This window comes from Aeromonas sp. 604443, assembly GCF_049170315.1.
Classification (GTDB): domain Bacteria; phylum Pseudomonadota; class Gammaproteobacteria; order Enterobacterales; family Aeromonadaceae; genus Aeromonas; species Aeromonas veronii_A.
The window spans coordinates 1-15,458 of the sequence record NZ_JAAKMI010000025.1 but is presented as its reverse complement, the minus strand read 5'-3'; the positions used below and the strand labels follow the sequence as shown (position 1 = coordinate 15,458).

At 60.3% G+C, this 15,458-nt stretch carries 13 protein-coding genes; 5 read left to right on the top strand and 8 right to left on the bottom strand.

Annotation, left to right across the window (positions count from 1 at the left end):
- Window positions 1–418 precede the first annotated feature (418 nt).
- The 6 genes from pbpG to G5380_RS20410 form a co-directional block, all read right to left on the bottom strand.
- Window positions 419–1,246, bottom strand: a complete 828-nt coding sequence (gene pbpG / locus G5380_RS20435) for a D-alanyl-D-alanine endopeptidase (RefSeq protein ID WP_005348750.1) — start codon at window positions 1,244–1,246, stop codon at window positions 419–421.
- A gap of 159 nt (window positions 1,247–1,405) precedes the next feature.
- Window positions 1,406–2,071: a DedA family protein gene (locus G5380_RS20430; RefSeq protein WP_005343012.1), complete on the bottom strand. Its 666-nt coding sequence runs from the start codon at window positions 2,069–2,071 to the stop codon at window positions 1,406–1,408.
- An 18-nt stretch (window positions 2,072–2,089) separates the two neighbouring features.
- On the bottom strand, window positions 2,090–3,382 hold the full coding sequence (locus G5380_RS20425; protein ID WP_421210249.1) for a hemolysin family protein: 1,293 nt from the start codon (window positions 3,380–3,382) through the stop codon (window positions 2,090–2,092).
- Window positions 3,383–3,645: 263 nt separating this feature from the next.
- A complete protein-coding gene (gene ansB, locus G5380_RS20420) occupies window positions 3,646–4,704 on the bottom strand; it encodes an L-asparaginase 2 (RefSeq protein ID WP_421329018.1) in 1,059 nt (352 codons plus the stop codon).
- 130 nt (window positions 4,705–4,834) lie between these two features.
- On the bottom strand, window positions 4,835–5,029 hold the full coding sequence (locus G5380_RS20415; RefSeq protein WP_199416611.1) for a heavy-metal-associated domain-containing protein: 195 nt from the start codon (window positions 5,027–5,029) through the stop codon (window positions 4,835–4,837).
- A gap of 61 nt (window positions 5,030–5,090) precedes the next feature.
- A complete protein-coding gene (locus G5380_RS20410) occupies window positions 5,091–6,041 on the bottom strand; it encodes an AEC family transporter (RefSeq protein ID WP_199416610.1) in 951 nt (316 codons plus the stop codon).
- Between the two features lie 137 nt (window positions 6,042–6,178).
- Between G5380_RS20410 and treR the strand changes: the two genes are divergently transcribed.
- The 5 genes from treR (at window position 6,179) to G5380_RS20385 (ending at window position 11,390) form a co-directional block, all read left to right on the top strand.
- The gene (treR, locus tag G5380_RS20405; RefSeq protein ID WP_257688122.1) at window positions 6,179–7,126 is read left to right on the top strand and encodes a trehalose operon repressor TreR; all 948 of its coding nucleotides are present in this window, start codon (window positions 6,179–6,181) and stop codon (window positions 7,124–7,126) included.
- 192 nt (window positions 7,127–7,318) lie between these two features.
- Window positions 7,319–8,749 (top strand): PTS trehalose transporter subunit IIBC, encoded by a 1,431-nt coding sequence (treB, locus tag G5380_RS20400; protein WP_270905460.1) that lies wholly within the window; start codon window positions 7,319–7,321, stop codon window positions 8,747–8,749.
- 67 nt (window positions 8,750–8,816) lie between these two features.
- The gene (gene treC / locus G5380_RS20395) at window positions 8,817–10,478 is read left to right on the top strand and encodes an alpha,alpha-phosphotrehalase (protein WP_421353081.1); all 1,662 of its coding nucleotides are present in this window, start codon (window positions 8,817–8,819) and stop codon (window positions 10,476–10,478) included.
- 3 nt (window positions 10,479–10,481) lie between these two features.
- Window positions 10,482–11,081, top strand: coding sequence for a sugar O-acetyltransferase (locus G5380_RS20390; protein WP_139731101.1), 600 nt, complete (start codon window positions 10,482–10,484; stop codon window positions 11,079–11,081).
- A gap of 120 nt (window positions 11,082–11,201) precedes the next feature.
- Window positions 11,202–11,390, top strand: a complete 189-nt coding sequence (locus G5380_RS20385; RefSeq protein WP_005336040.1) for a hypothetical protein — start codon at window positions 11,202–11,204, stop codon at window positions 11,388–11,390.
- A gap of 60 nt (window positions 11,391–11,450) precedes the next feature.
- On the opposite strand, the gene rluA is transcribed toward G5380_RS20385, so the two are convergent.
- Both rluA and rapA read right to left on the bottom strand, forming a co-directional pair.
- Window positions 11,451–12,107: a bifunctional tRNA pseudouridine(32) synthase/23S rRNA pseudouridine(746) synthase RluA gene (rluA, locus tag G5380_RS20380; RefSeq protein ID WP_421210244.1), complete on the bottom strand. Its 657-nt coding sequence runs from the start codon at window positions 12,105–12,107 to the stop codon at window positions 11,451–11,453.
- 115 nt (window positions 12,108–12,222) lie between these two features.
- Window positions 12,223–15,090 carry an RNA polymerase-associated protein RapA gene (rapA, locus tag G5380_RS20375; protein ID WP_421210242.1) on the bottom strand — a complete coding sequence of 956 codons (2,868 nt, stop codon included), beginning with the start codon at window positions 15,088–15,090 and terminating at the stop codon, window positions 12,223–12,225.
- Between the last annotated feature and the right edge of the window lie 368 nt (window positions 15,091–15,458).

The following is a 15,458-nucleotide window of genomic DNA, read 5'->3' as shown; positions in this document are numbered from 1 at the left end:
GCCCGTAGCTCAGCTGGATAGAGTACCTGGCTACGAACCAGGTGGTCAGAGGTTCGAATCCTCTCGGGCGCACCATACAGACAGCCTCGACTTCGGTCGAGGCTGTTTTTTTATGGGCGACATTTAACTCTTTGGTGCGGATCCCCGTGCGCTGTTGAGGGGGGATCGCCCGTTTACCTGGCTGTTCTTGTCCTTATTTCTTCCCCTGTCTGTGATTGCTCACAGTTCTTCTGAACGGTGCAACCCCTCACCACCCTTTGCCTCATCTATAGGCGCGCTGTATGCCTGCCGTTGCAACGGCAGATGCCGCGCAGACATCACTAAGGGTTCGCTCATCAACATCCTGCAAGGCCTGCAGAGGCGTTCTGCAGGCAATAAAAAAGGATGCCGCAGCATCCTTTTGTGTCGAGATATTTACTCAGCTTTTCAACCATTTGCGAATGCGGTTGGCATCGCCGATGGGGGTGCGTTTGCCCACCGAGTTGAGTAGCACGATGGCAAGCTCGCGGCTGTCCGGTTTGGCGCGCATCACCAGACAGCGACCCGCTTCGTCAGTGAAGCCGGTCTTGGAGAGGCGCACGTCCCAATCCGGGTTTTTCACCAGCGGGTTGGTGTTGTTGAACATCAGGCTGTAGGCGGGGGCGCTGAAGCGCATCTCCCGGTTCTCATCCTGAGTGAACTGACGGATCAGCGGCTGGCGATAGGCGGCGGCGGCCAGCTTGCCCAGATCCTGGGCGGTGGAGACGTTGCGGGTGGAGAGGCCGGTGGAGTCGTAGAAGTGGGTATTACGCATACCCAGCTGTCTGGCCTTGTTGTTCATGGCTCGCACGAAGGCGCTGCGACCGCCCGGATAGTGACGCGCCAGTGCCGAGGCCATCCGGTTTTCGGAGGACATCAGCGCCAGATGCAGGGCGTCGCGGCGGGTCACCTTGGTGCCCATGCGGATGCGGGAGTGGGTGTGTTTGACCCGATCCAGATCGTTCTTGTCGACCGTGATGGTCTGGTTGAGATTCTGCTTGGCATCCAGCACCACCAGCGCTGTCATCAGCTTGGTGAGAGAGGCGATGGGACGCACCTTGGTGGCATTCTTCTGGTAGAGCGTCTTGCCCGTTTTTACATCCACGACCAGAGCGCTGCTTGAGCGTACTTCCAGTTTGGCTGGGTTGGGTGCCGCGCTGACCGCAGGCAATCCCAGCATTCCCATCAACCCGACAACCAGCGCTGCTGCGCGAATCCGACACCACATACAACCGACTCCATTCCCATCCAAAAAAAGGCGCTAGATTCACTCATTTTTACCCCGGCTTTACAAGGGCCGAGCGGGACTATTTCTGCTATTTGCGCAAAATTGGCGATCAAAAAAGCCCTCTAGCGAGGGCTTTCGGGTTGGGCGCTGGGCGAGGGGTCAATCCCGCGGCTGCGCGGCCCTGCGTTTGCTGATCCAGCGCCAGACCAGTGCCACCATGCCACCCACCAGCAGGGCCACCGGCAGATAGATGATGATATTGAAGAACTGGGTCTGGTATTCGGCGGCCAGCTTGGTGTGGCTCAGGTAGTAGCCAAACCCGACCAGCGGGCAGATCCACATGATGGAGCTGATCAGATTGACGATGAGAAAGCGCCCCTGGGGCAGCTCGGTGGCACCGACGATGTAGGGGTAGGCGGTGCGCACGAAGGCGATATAGCGAGCGGTGATCAGGGTGATGATCCCGTACTTGTCCAGCAGGTGGTAGACCTTCTGCTGGTGCCGCTCTTCCACGTGGGACATCAGCCGATGGTAGAGCTGGGTGTGGCCGAGAAAGCGCCCCTGCATGTAACCGAGCCAGGTGCCGACAAAGGTAGCCATGATCAACAGCGGGATTACCCCGAGAGACAATACATCCTGATAGATGAGCACGCCGGTCAGGATCAGCAGGCTGTCACCGGGCAGAAAGGCGGTAGGGATGAATCCGTTTTCCAGTACCAGAAACGTCAGAATCACACCACAGATCATGAAGGCCATCTTGGGATCGGAAAGTGTGTTCAGATCGTGATTCATAAAGGCGTGAGCCAGTTGGTAAAACTGCTCCATACTTGCAAACTCCGCAGGTTAGCTGGGTTGATCGGTCAAGGGCATGGCGAGCACCTTGTCGATGCGCAGGCCATCCATGTCAACAATTTCCAGTTGCCACTGTTCCAGTGTCACCAGATCGCCGGTTTGTGGAACACGACCAAGGAGCAGCATGATAAGCCCTCCGAGGGTGTGATAGTGATGTTTTTCTTCTTCTGGCAGACGAACTAACTCCAGACAGTCCTTCAACTCCGGCAGCGGGATCAGGCCATCGAGCAGCCAGCTGCCGTCGGCGCGCCGGAAGGCCCAGTTGTTCTCGCCATCCTCCTGCTGGAAATCCCCCGCCAGCGCCTCCAGCAGATCCTGCTGGGTGACCAGTCCCTGCAACTCGCCATATTCGTCCACCACCAGCGCCATCTGTTCGCTGTGGGTGCGGAAGTGGTTGAGCAGCTCGACGCCGTTGAGGGTCTCGGGCAGCAGGCTGCCCTCCTGGGTCAGGGCAGCCAGATCGATGGGCTCCCCCTTGATATAGGCGTGCAGCACCTTGCTGACATTGATGATACCCACCAATTCTGACAGGTTGCCGTCGCAGACCGGAAAATAGCTGTGGCGATACTCCACCAGCCGCTGCAGGTTGGTCTCCAGCGGCAGAGCCAGATCCAGATAGCGGATATCGCTGCGCGGCACCATCAGGGAGGAGAGGCTGCGCTCGTCGAGACGGAAGACGTTGCGCAGCATGGTGTGTTCATGATCCTCGATCACCCCGGCTTCAGAGCCCTCCACCAGCATGGCGTGGATCTCCTCCTCGGTGACGTTGGCGCTGCCGTTCTGGTTGACCCGCAGCAGCCGCAGGCTGGCATTGGTAGAGGCCGACAGCAGCCAGACGAAGGGGCGGGTCAGGGTGGCGAGCCAGTGCATGGGGCGGGCCACCAGACAGGCGATGCGCTCGGCATTGAGCTGGCCCAGCCGCTTGGGCACCAGCTCCCCTACCACGATGGAGAGGTAAGTCACCACCACCACCACTATGATGGTGGCGATCAGGCCACTGCTCTTGGCCGGGAGTCCCCACTCCTGCAACCAGAGGGAGAAGGGCTGGGCCAGCAGGGATTCGCCGTAGATACCGTTGAGCAGACCTATGCTGGTAATGCCGATTTGGACGGCAGAGAGAAAATGGGTCGGGTCTTCGCCCAGTTTGAGGGCAATGGCGGCGGAACGGTTGCCTTCAGAGGCAAGCTTGCCGAGGCGAGCCTTGCGTGCGGTGACGATGGCGATTTCTGACATGGCGAAGACGCCATTAAGCAAAATCAATCCCAGCAGGATCAATATTTCCATACAGCAACAGCACTCCTTGAGTGGATAAGATCGCTGGCAGTGTAATGAATTTGGCGGCGATGCGCTTGTGAAAGCGGGTGATCCGGCTCGCTAATTTGATGACAGCGCTCTGGGATGGCTGAAAAAGATGGCCGGAAAAGGGAAGGATGACCTCGCCAAACGACGTAATGGGTGAGGCGGGTGCTTGGCGAAGTGGCATTGCATGCAGGATGGAAAAGGGCGGGAAGTCCCGCCCTTGCTTGTCACTTGTCAGACAACCGTTATCAGAACTGCTGGAACCAGCGCTGGATCTGGGCTGGATCCTTGCTCTGGGTCAGGGAGAGCATCAGCAGCACCCGAGCTTTCTGCGGGTTGAGAGTGCCGGAGGCCACGAAGCCGTACTTGGCATCATCGATCTCGGCATCCAGGGTGGTGGCGCCGGTCGGCACGCGGGCGGAGCGCACGACGCGGATGCCATCCTTGCTCGCCTTGGCCAGGGTGTCGAACAGGGTGTGGTAGAGGTTGCCGTTGCCCACCCCGGCGCTGACGATGCCGTCGAACTTGGCATCCACCATCGCCTTGGCCGGCAAGTCGGTGGCGTTGGCGTAGCTGTAGACGATGCCAACTTGCGGCAGCTTGTCGAGCTTGCTCACGTCAAACGGCGTCTTGCTGGTGTGCAGACGGGCCGGGCTGCGCTGATAGTCGATCTTGCCGTTGTGGATGTAGCCGAGCGGGCCAAAGTTGGGGGAGGCGAAGGTTTGCACCCCGGTGGTGTTGGTCTTGGTGACGTCGCGGGCATCCAGCACGGTGTCGTTCATCGCCACCATCACGCCACGGCCCTTGGAGGCGGGGTCGGAGGCGGTCACTACGGCGTTGTAGAGATTGAGCGGGCCATCGGCACTCATGGCAGTGGAGGGGCGCATGGCGCCGACCAGCACCACCGGCTTGTCGCTCTTGACGGTCAGATTGAGGAAGTAGGCGGTCTCTTCCATGGTGTCGGTGCCGTGGGTGATGACAATGCCATCCACGTCATCCTTGGCCAGCAGCTCGTTGACCCGCTTGGCCAGCTTGAGCCACACCTCGTCGTTTATGTCCTGGGAGCCGATCTTGACCACCTGCTCACCCTGCACGTCGGCCACGTTTTTCATCTCGGGCACGGCGGCGATCAGGGTTTCGATGGCCACCTTGCCTGCCTCGTAGTTGGACTGGGTCGCGGACTGGCCTGCCCCGGCAATGGTGCCGCCGGTTGCCAGAATATGGACGTTGGGCAGGGCCATTGCCATGGGGGAGAGGGTCAGGCCGACGACGGCGGCGAGCAGGGTCTTGCGGATCGGTAGGGTCATGCTGCAAATCCTTATGGTTGGAATAATCGCAGCAAGTTTGCCCGTTTAATAACCCGGGTCTGTGATAAAACTCACCAAAAGACAGGTGAGTACAGATTTTTAACCTGTTTTATACCTCTATGGAGATAATTTAACTCGCAGAGAAACCCTTGTCTTCGATCAGGGCGATCAGCTCGGCCTTGCTCAGCTCGCTCTCGATGACGGCCTTGCTGCTGGTGAAATCGACGGTTGCGGTGGTGACTGCAGGCTGGGCCAGCAGGGCTTTTTGCAGACTGGCGGCGCAGCCACCGCAGGACATGCCGGACACGGTGAGTTCGATGGTCATGGGATATCTCCTCTGTTGATGAGCGCCAGCCTAAAGCTGCCGCCTCCGGCAAGGTCAAGCCTCAGTACATAAGACCCAGATAGTTCATCAGAGTTGCCCCGAGGCTGGTAGTGACCAGCGAACCGAGGGTGGTGGTGGCGATGATGTTCGCGGCCAGCACGCTGTCGCCCCCCATGGCACGGGTCATCACATAGCTGGCGGCGGCAGTCGGGGTGGCGCTGATGAGAAACAGAATACCCAGCTCCAGATGGCTGAAGCCGAGCAGGGCCGCCCCAAGAGTGAACGCAGCCGGAATGAGACAGAGCCGCATGATGCTGGCCCAGCCCGCAATGGCTGCACCACCACGCAGAGCATCCAGGCTGAGGGAGGCGCCGGTGCAGAGCAGCGCCAGCGGCAACGTCATGTTGGCGAAGTAGCTGCCGGTGGTGAGCAGCAGTTGCGGCATCTTGATACCGAACAGGGTAAAGGGCAGCGCCGCCACAATGGCGATGATCAGGGGATTCTTGATGATGCCGAGCAGAATGGGGCGGATACCGGTGGCGCCGCCGAGACTGCGGGTGAGGGTGATCACTGCGAGAATGTTGTAGAGCACGGTCACCGCGCCGACATAGAAGGCCGCCGCCCCCAACCCCTCGTGGCCGTAGGCGTTCTGCACATAGGCGAGCCCGATAATGGCGCTGTTGCCGCGAAAGCTACCTTGCACGAAGATCCCGCGCAGTCGCTGCTCCCCGATAAAACGTCCGGCCAGCAGTTCCAGCACCAGATAGCTGATAACGGTGGCGAGCAGGCCATAGCCGATAAACCAGAGGCTCGGCATGGTGGCGAAGTTGGTACCCAGAATACTGAGAAAGAGCAGGGCGGGCAGGGTGACCTGAAATACCAGTCGCGAGGCGGATTCGGTAAAGGGATCCGGCAGCAGCCCCAGCCGCTTGAGCAAGATGCCGAGCAGCAGCACCACGCAGATGGGGCCTGTGATGGAGAGGGAGAAGAGCATACTGGCCAGCAGATCCATGATGGGCATCCTGTGCTGTGCCCACACACCCTGACGGCGGGGCAAAAAGGGCATTCTAACGCCATGGGCTTGTATTCACAGGGGTTAATCACAACAATGTGGGCAATTCCACCGCCTAGCCTCCTGTGAGCCAATTCATGGACAAGAAACTGACCATCCTCGATATCGCCAGACTGAGTGGCGTCGGCAAGTCGACCGTCTCCCGGGTGCTCAATCAGGATCCCAAGGTGAAGCAGGAGACCCGCGAGCGGGTGGAGCAGATCATCGCCGAACATAGCTTCGTGCCGAGCAAATCGGCGCGGGCCATGCGCAGCCAGAGCCAGCAGGTGGTGGGGATCATCGTCTCGCGGCTCGACTCCAGCTCGGAGAATCAGGCGGTGCGCGGCATGCTGGAGACCCTCTATCAGCGCGGCTACGATGCTGTGCTGATGGAGAGCAAGTTCTCCCCCGCCAAGGTACAGGAGCATCTGGCGGTGCTGGAGCGGCGCGGGGTGGATGGCATTATCCTGTTCGCCTTCAATGACTTGGACTATGCCGCCATGGCGCCGCTGAAAGAGAAGCTGGTGCTGGTCGCCCGTGAATATCCCGGTTTCTCCTCGGTCTGTTTTGACGACGCCGGTGCGGTGCGCACCATGCTGGCGCAGCTGGCAAGCCGTGGCGCCCGCGATATCGCCTATCTGGGGGTGGATGCCTCGGATCTCACCACAGGCCAGCGCCGCCTAGACGCCTATCTCGCTTACTGCGCAGAGCAGGGGTTGCGCCCGCGCAGCGCCCTCGGCGATCTCAGCCTGCAGAGCGGCTACCGGCTGGCGGCCGAGCTGCTTACCCCCTCCACCCAGGCGCTGGTCTGCGCCAGCGACACCCTCGCCATTGGTGCGGCAAAATACCTGCAAGAACAAGGGCGTAGTGAGGTGCTGGTGACCGGTCTTGGCAACAACCCCATGCTCAGTTTCCTCTTCCCCAACGCCCTCAGTCTCGATCTTGGTTACAAAGGGGCGGGGGAGCAGGCGGCGCGTCAGCTGCTCGGCCAGATTGAGCAGGATCAGCCTCCGCTGGTGACTATCGCCCCCTGCCGAACCCTGTGAGCCCCATCACTTCCGACTGAACAAAAAGTGTGCTTTTTGTGACGCTGGCCACGATTTGGGAACGTTCCCATTTCGATCTGGCCGGATTGTCGGCATGCTAAATGGGAACGATACCAAAAACGCTCCGGCCGACAGACTGGCTCAAAAGGGCGATACAGACCACTATTCAATGGCGTCACAGAGGGAAGACCCATGTCCAAGATCAACGCACAGCAGCTTGCCACCCTGATCGACAAGATCGGCGGCAAGGAGAACATCGCCACCGTCAGCCACTGCCTGACCCGGTTGCGCTTCGTCCTGAACGATCCGGCCAAGGCCGACAGCAAGGCTATCGAAACCATCCCGGCGGTGAAGGGAAGCTTCACCCAGGGCGGTCAATTCCAGGTGGTGATCGGTAACGAGGTAGAGCAGTGGTACAAGGCGCTGACCGAGCAGCTCGGCGTCAGCGGCGGCAGCAAGGAGACCGCCAAGCAGGCGGCCCGCCAGAACATGAACCCGCTGGAGCGGGGCATTTCCCATCTGGCGGAGATCTTCGTTCCGCTGCTGCCCGCCATCATCACCGGCGGTCTGATCCTGGGCTTTCGCAACGTCATCGGCGACATCAAGATGTTCGACGATGGTACTCACACCCTCACCGAGATCAGCCAGTTCTGGTCTCAGGTGCACGCCTTCCTCTGGCTGCTGGGCGAGGCGATCTTCCACTTCCTGCCGGTCGGTGTCTGCTGGTCTGCAGTGAAGAAGATGGGCGGCTCCGAGATCTTGGGTATTGTGCTGGGGGTGACGCTGGTGTCACCGCAGTTGATGAACGCCTACGGCATTGGTCAGCAGACTCCCGAGGTGTGGGACTTCGGCCTGTTCGTGATCCAGAAGGTGGGCTATCAGGCACAGGTCATTCCGGCGCTGCTGGCGGGTGTCTTCCTCGCCTGGGTTGAGACCAACCTCAAGCGGATCATTCCGGCTTACCTCTATCTGGTGATTGTGCCGTTTGTCTCGCTGCTGCTGGCGGTGATCGTGGCTCACGCCTTTATCGGCCCGTTCGGCCGCTGGATTGGTGATGGCGTCGGCTTCGCTGCCAAGGCGGCCATGACCGGCTCCTTCGCCCCTATCGGTGCCGCCCTGTTCGGATTCCTCTACGCGCCGCTGGTCATCACCGGCATCCACCACACCACCAACGCGGTGGATCTGCAACTGATGCAGAGCATGGGTGGCACCCCGATTTGGCCGCTTATCGCCCTCTCCAACATCGCTCAGGCGTCTGCGGTCGTCGGCATCATTCTGATTAGCCGCAAGGAGAACGAGCGGGAGATTTCGGTGCCTGCCGCCATCTCCGCCTATCTCGGGGTGACCGAACCGGCGATGTACGGTATCAACCTCAAGTACAAGTTCCCCATGCTGTGCGCCATGGTGGGCTCCAGCCTTGCAGCCCTCATCTGCGGTTTCGCCGGGGTGATGGCCAACGGCATCGGGGTAGGCGGCCTGCCGGGCATCCTCTCCATCCAGCCGCAATACTGGGCCGTTTACTCCCTCGCCATGCTGGTCGCCATCGTGGTACCGGTGGTGCTGACTCTGCTGGTCTACAAGCGCCAGCAAGCGGCCGGCAAGCTGGCCGAAGCCAGCGCCTGAATCTGATTGTCCGGGCGACCTTGCGGGTCGCCCTCTCCCTTTTCAATTTGTGACAAGAGAAAGAGCCATGAGCCAAACACCCTGGTGGCAGAGCGCCGTGATTTACCAGATCTATCCCAAGAGCTTTCAGGATTCCGCTGCCCGTGGCACCGGCGATCTCAAGGGGATCATGGCCCGCCTCGATTACCTCAAGACGCTGGGGGTCGATGCCCTCTGGCTGACCCCGGTCTACGTCTCGCCGCAGGTGGACAACGGCTACGACATCGCCGACTACTACGCCATCGACCCCGCCTACGGCACCATGGCTGATTTCGAGGCGCTGCTGACCGCCGCCCACGCGCGCGACATCCGTATCGTGATGGATATCGTGGTCAACCACACCTCCACCGAGCACGCCTGGTTCAAGTCGGCGCTGGGGGATAAAAACAGCCCCTACCGCGACTACTACATCTGGCGCGATCCGGTGGATGGCTGCGTGCCCAACAACTGGCAATCCAAGTTTGGCGGCAGCGCCTGGGAGCTGGACTCTGCCACCGGTCAGTACTACCTGCACCTGTTTGCCCGCGAGCAGGCGGATCTCAACTGGGAAAATCCGGCGGTGCGTGCCGAGGTGAAAAATATCATCCACTTCTGGGCCAAGAAGGGGGTGGATGGGTTCCGCCTCGACGTTATCAACCTTATCTCCAAGGATCAGGCGTTCCCGAACGACGAGATTGGCGATGGCCGCCGCTTCTACACCGACGGGCCGCGCATCCACGAATTTTTGCAGGACGTGAGCCGCGACGTGTTTGCTCCTGTCGGCGCCATGACGGTGGGGGAGATGTCCTCTACTTCACTGGAGCACTGTCAGCGCTATGGCGCCCTCGATGGCTCCGAGCTCTCCATGGTGTTCAACTTCCATCACCTCAAGGTGGATTACCCCAACGGCGACAAGTGGACCAAGGCTCCGTTCGATTTCATCGAACTCAAGCGCATCTTCAACCACTGGCAGAGTGGCATGCACGGCAAGGGGTGGTCGGCGCTGTTCTGGTGCAACCACGATCAGCCGCGCATCGTCTCCCGCTTCGGTGACGAGGGCGAGCATCGGGTTGTGGCCGCCAAGATGCTGGCCAGCACGCTGCACGGTTTGCAGGGCACCCCCTACATCTATCAGGGGGAGGAGATCGGCATGACCAACCCCGGCTATCAGCGCATCGATGACTATCAGGATGTGGAGAGCCGCAACATCTTTGCCATCAAGCAGGCCGAAGGGATGAGCGAGGCCGAGATCCTCGCCATTCTCGGTGCCAAGTCCCGCGACAACTCGCGCACCCCGATGCAGTGGAGCGCTGCGGCCAACGCCGGTTTCACCAACGGGACACCCTGGCTCAAGCCAGCCGCCAACTATTCCGAGATCAATGCCGAGGCGGCGCTGGCCGACCAGCACTCGGTGTTCTGGCACTACCGGGATCTCATCGCCCTGCGCAAGGCGCACCCCATCTTCACCCAGGGGGATTATCAGGAGCTGCTGACCGGGCACCCGCAGATCTGGGCCTATGCCCGCCGCGCCAACGGTCAGACCCTGCTGGTGGTGAGCAACTTCTACGGCGAGCCGGTTGAGTTTGCCTTGCCTGCCGAGCTGCAAAGCGGGCAAGGTCGGCTGCTGCTCGGCAACTACCCGGATAGCCCGGCCCGACTGCAATCGGGTATGCTGCGCCCTTATGAATCCCTGATCTGGCTGATGGAGTAGGTAATGGAGAAGGTGGTGCGCGGTACCGAGTGGCAGAAGATGGTGGCGGGGGAGCCTTATGATGCGGCTGACCCTGAGCTCAAAGCGGCGCGCGAGCGCTGCCGCCGGCTCTATCACACCTTCAACACCAGCTGGCAGGAGAAACCAGCGCGGGATGCTTTGCTGCACGAACTGCTCGGTGGCCGCGGCCAGGAGTGTGCCATCAATCCACCATTCTTCTGCGACTATGGTGCCAACATCTTCGTCGGCGAGAACTTCTACGCCAACGTAGGCTGCACCATCCTCGACGTCTGCGAGGTACACATCGGCGACAACGTGCTGCTGGCGCCCGGGGTGCAGATCTACACCGCCGCTCACCCGGTGGCGGTGGCGCCGCGCATCAGGGGTGTCGAGTTCGGCAAGCAGGTGCGGATCGGTCACAACGTCTGGATTGGCGGCAGCACTGTTATCTGCCCAGGCGTAACCATTGGTGACAACAGCGTCATCGGTGCCGGTTCGGTGGTGACCAAAGATGTGCCAGCCAACGTGGTGGCGGCTGGCAACCCTTGCAAGGTGCTTCGGCCGATGACGGCACAGGAGCTTGAAGGCGTCATCCAGCGGTGAACAGGGGCCATGAATGCTAGTGCTATCTGATTGATAGAAAAGCAACTGTCAGATTGTTTTGCATTCAGTGCTTATGTTCGGGGCCGCTTGGCCGATACTGTTGAATGCAGGAGGAACCCTATGGATATATCAAGTTCTGCAAATGCGTCGTTTGGTTCTGCTCTGATGACGGCCAGTCTGGCCAAGAAACAGCAGACCCAAGAGGGCGAAGCTGCGCTGAAGCTGCTGCAAAACGCAGCGCAATCAGCGCCGGTTGCACCGACATCGGCCAGCGCTTCTTTGGGAAGCAAGATCGATATTCGCGTCTGACCCTAATGAAAAAGCCCCCATCTCGCGATGGGGGCTTTTTTATCTCTGCGATTTGCGGGATCAGACCGGGAAAGGAGCCGGCGCCTCGAAGGTCATCCGTTCCCCGCTGCGGGGGTGGCTGATGGTCAGCATGGCCGCATGCAGGTAGAGATGGGGGGCAGCCGCCAGCGCATCCGGATGGGCGTAGAGGTTGTCACCCAGGATCGGATGCCCCAGCTCCAGCATATGGACGCGCAACTGGTGCGAGCGACCTGTGATGGGAGTCAGCTTGATCAGGCTGTTGCCGCTCTCCACTTTCAGTTTTTCCCACAGGGTCAGGGCGTGACGCCCCTCCTCGTGATCCACCTTCTGCTTCGGGCGGTTGGGCCAGTCGACGCAGAGCGGCAGGTCAACCTGTCCCGACTCTGCTTCCGGCTCACCCCATACCCAGGCGAGGTAGTGCTTCTCGGTCTCCCGCTCGCGAAATTGCCGACTCAGCTCCCGATGAGAGTTGGGATTGAGGGGAATGACAATGATGCCTGTGGTGGACATGTCGAGGCGATGAGCTGCCGCCGCCTTGGGGTGCTGCTGTTTCACCCGATGCAGGACGCTGTCTTCATTCTCGGGGCCGCGCCCGGGGACGCTTAGCAGGCCAGTGGGCTTGTTGACCACCATGATGTCCTTGTCCTTGAACAGGATATCGAGCCAGGGTTCCAGAGGCGGTGAGTATTCAAACATAAATGTCTCGCATCAGAAGGTGGGGGCAAGCCCCCATCAGTTATGGGTAACCACGACAAAGCGGCCTTGGGTATCCAGTTTGAGCTGGGTCTGGCCGCTGTCGGTCGGTACCTTGTCAGTTATGGGTGACCACGATAAAGCGGATGGCATCCAGCTTGAGTTGGGTCTGATCGATCAGGTGGTGCAATTCTGCCTGCAGATTGCGCAGATAATCCAGTTCGCTGTCGCGCACGTTCGGGTTGACTGCCTTGAGCGCTTCCAGACGATCCAGATCCTGCTGCAGGGTCTGCGCCATCTGGGTGCGGGCCTTGTCGACAATCCCGGCTTTCAGCTCTTCGGCAATGGCCTGGCCCTTGCCGATCAGACCGTGGATCACCGGTTGGGATGCAGTCACCAGCTTGCTGCCGAGGTGGCGATTGACCGGAGTCAGCTGGCGGTTGAAGGCATCGAACGCCACTTTCTCACCCAGATTCTGGCCGTTCTTGTCCATCAGCAGACGGATCGGCGTCGGCGGCATGAAGCGGTAGAGCTGGGGATGGGCCGCAGACTCGGCAACGAAGATCAGCTCAAGCAGGATGGAGCCGATGGGCAGTGCCTTGTTCTTGAGCAGTGCGACCGAGGTGGCACCGATCTCGGAGCCCAGGATCAGGTCGATACCGCCGCGCATCATGGGGTGATCCCAGGAGAGCAGCGCCATGTCATCCCGCGACAGGGCAGTGTTGCGATCGAAGGTGATGGTCATGCCATCTTGCGGCAAGCCCGGGAAGCTGGAGACCAGCATGTGATCCCCGGGGGTCAGCACCAGCGCGTTCTCGCCACGGTCATCCTGATTGACGCCGATCTCGTCGAACATCTTGAGGGCGAAGGAGATCATGCCGGTGTCATCATCTTCGGCGGCCAGCTTGTCGACCAGTTGCTGAGCGGCGGCGCCACCGCTGGAGTGGATCTCCAGCAGGCGATCGCGGCCCTGCTCCAGTCGAGCCTTGAGCGGCTCGTGCAGTTCGCGGGTCTTGACCAGCAGGGCGTCGAGGGCTGCCTGATCGCCGGTGTTGGCGGCCAGCAGCTCGAACAGCTCTTCACGTACAGCTTCGAATACCGGGCGAGCGGTCGGGCAGGTCTGCTCGAACGCATCGAGGCCATCGTGATACCAGAGCTGCAGGGCGCGCTGGGAGGTACCCTCCAGATAGGGAACATGGATTTCGACGGTATTCTGCTGACCGATGCGATCCAGTCGGCCGATACGCTGTTCCAGCAGATCCGGGTTGAGAGGCAGATCGAACAGCACCAGATGGCTGGCAAACTGGAAGTTGCGACCCTCTGAGCCGATCTCGGAGCAGAGCAGCACCTGGGCGCCACCCTCTTGCTGGGCGAAATAGGCGGAGGCCTTGTCCCGCTCAAGGATCGACATCCCTTCGTGGAACACGGCACCACGGATCCCTTCACGGGTGCGCAGCGCCTCTTCCAGCGCGATGGCGGTCGCTGCTTCGGAGCAGATCACCAGCACCTTCTGCTGACGGGCAGAGAGCAGCAGCTCCAGCAACCATTCAACGCGTGGGTCGAACTGGGTCCAGGTGGCGTTGTCGCCTTCGAACTGCTGGAAGATCTTCTCGGGATAGAGGTAGCGCAGGGCGCGGGTCTGCAGATCGCCACCGTTGCCACCCATCATGCCCATCACCTTGATGGCAGTCTTGTACTGCTCCGGCAGCGGCATGGGGTAGACGTTGAGGTGACGCTCGGGGAAGCCCTGAATATTGGCGCGGCTGTTGCGGAACAGCACCCGGCCGGTGCCATGCTGGTCCAGCAGCTTGGCGACCGCCTGCTGGCGGGCGGCGGCATCGCTCAAGTCTAGCCCTTCCAGCTGGCTGGCGAGGATCTGTCTGGCTTCATCGCTCAGGGTCTCGCCATCCAGCAGCTCCTGCGCTGCGCTGGCGACCTGACCATAGGCCTGCTCCTCGGCGAGGAAAGCCTCATAGTCGTAGAAACGCTCCGGGTCGAGCAGGCGCAGACGGGCAAAGTGGCTCTGGTGGCCCAGCTGATCCGGGGTTGCGGTCAGCAGCAGTACGCCCGGCACCTGTTCGGCCAGGGCTTCCACCATCTCATAGGCACGGCTCGGCGCCTCTTCACTCCACTCCAGATGGTGGGCTTCGTCGACAACCAGCAGATCCCACTCGGCTTCCAGCACCTGCTCGAAGCGACGACGCTTCTTGCGCAGGAAGTCGAGGCTGCAGATCACCAGCTGTTCGGTCTCGAAGGGGTTCTCCGCATCAGCAAACGCCTCGATGCAGCGCTCCTCGTCAAACAGGGAGAAGTGCAGGTTGAAGCGGCGCAGCATTTCGACCAGCCATTGGTGCTGCAAAGTTTCGGGCAGCAGAATGAGTACGCGATGGGCACGGCCGGAGAGCAGTTGCTGATGAATGACCATGCCCGCTTCGATGGTTTTGCCCAGACCTACCTCATCGGCCAGCAGTACGCGCGGAGCGTAGCGGTGACCCACTTCATGGGCGATATAGAGCTGGTGTGGGATCAGGCTGACCCGGCCACCGGCGAGACCACGAGTCGGGTTGCGACGACGTTGGTGCTGGTTCACCAGCGCCTCGTAGCGCAGGGTGAAGCGGGACATCCGATCGATCTGACCGGCGAACAGGCGATCCTGCGGCTTGTTGAACTTGATAAAGTTGTTGAGAAACACTTCTTTGAGGGCAACGGGCTCATCATTGTCGGTGCGCACACCTACATATATAAGCAGGCCGTCTTTCTCCTGCACTTCTTCGACCGTCATGGTCCAGTCTTCGTGACTGGTGATCTGATCGCCCACATTGAAGCTGACCCGGGTGACCGGCGCCTCTTCTTTGGCATACATGCGGTTTTCACCGGTAGCCGGAAACAACAGGGTAACCATGCGTCCTTCAACAGCAACGACAGTCCCCAACCCCAGATCCGTCTCTGTATCACTAATCCAACGCTGGCCAAGTGCAAAAGGCATTAAACTCTCCAAAGCCCAAGAGTGTGTGAATCGCAAAGGGGCGCTATGTTACCCGAAGGCGTGACCTCGATCACCATGCATATAGATGTAGAGAGACCAAATCGCCACAACCTTGATCTGCTACCACCGCCACGCCATCTAGAGGATAGCGAGCTCGCAAACGGGTGTGTTGTTGCAGGATAAATGCGCTTTTTGGGTGATTAGTGAACGGTTGAACCAAAAATGCGAATTTAATTCGAAAACACCCTTGCAAGCGTGATCCAGATCCCTATAATGCGCCTCCATCGACACGGCAAGCGGCAACGCAAACAACCTCGTCGATAACCTCGAAAAGCCTTTGAAAATAAGGCTTGACTCGAGAAGGCGGT

Excerpts from the sequence above, each read along its gene's own strand:
- pbpG (WP_005348750.1), bottom strand. The coding sequence starts at position 1,246 with ATGTGGTGTCGGATTCGCGCAGCAGCGCTGGTTGTCGGGTTGATGGGA.
- ansB (WP_421329018.1), bottom strand. The coding sequence starts at position 4,704 with ATGACCCTACCGATCCGCAAGACCCTGCTCGCCGCCGTCGTCGGCCTG.
- treB (WP_270905460.1), top strand. The coding sequence starts at position 7,319 with ATGTCCAAGATCAACGCACAGCAGCTTGCCACCCTGATCGACAAGATC.
- G5380_RS20425 (WP_421210249.1), bottom strand. The coding sequence starts at position 3,382 with ATGGAAATATTGATCCTGCTGGGATTGATTTTGCTTAATGGCGTCTTC.
- treR (WP_257688122.1), top strand. The coding sequence starts at position 6,179 with ATGGACAAGAAACTGACCATCCTCGATATCGCCAGACTGAGTGGCGTC.
- G5380_RS20430 (WP_005343012.1), bottom strand. The coding sequence starts at position 2,071 with ATGGAGCAGTTTTACCAACTGGCTCACGCCTTTATGAATCACGATCTG.
- G5380_RS20390 (WP_139731101.1), top strand. The coding sequence starts at position 10,482 with ATGGAGAAGGTGGTGCGCGGTACCGAGTGGCAGAAGATGGTGGCGGGG.
- rapA (WP_421210242.1), bottom strand. The coding sequence starts at position 15,090 with ATGCCTTTTGCACTTGGCCAGCGTTGGATTAGTGATACAGAGACGGAT.
- G5380_RS20385 (WP_005336040.1), top strand. The coding sequence starts at position 11,202 with ATGGATATATCAAGTTCTGCAAATGCGTCGTTTGGTTCTGCTCTGATG.
- treC (WP_421353081.1), top strand. The coding sequence starts at position 8,817 with ATGAGCCAAACACCCTGGTGGCAGAGCGCCGTGATTTACCAGATCTAT.
- G5380_RS20410 (WP_199416610.1), bottom strand. The coding sequence starts at position 6,041 with ATGGATCTGCTGGCCAGTATGCTCTTCTCCCTCTCCATCACAGGCCCC.
- G5380_RS20415 (WP_199416611.1), bottom strand. The coding sequence starts at position 5,029 with ATGACCATCGAACTCACCGTGTCCGGCATGTCCTGCGGTGGCTGCGCC.
- rluA (WP_421210244.1), bottom strand. The coding sequence starts at position 12,107 with ATGTTTGAATACTCACCGCCTCTGGAACCCTGGCTCGATATCCTGTTC.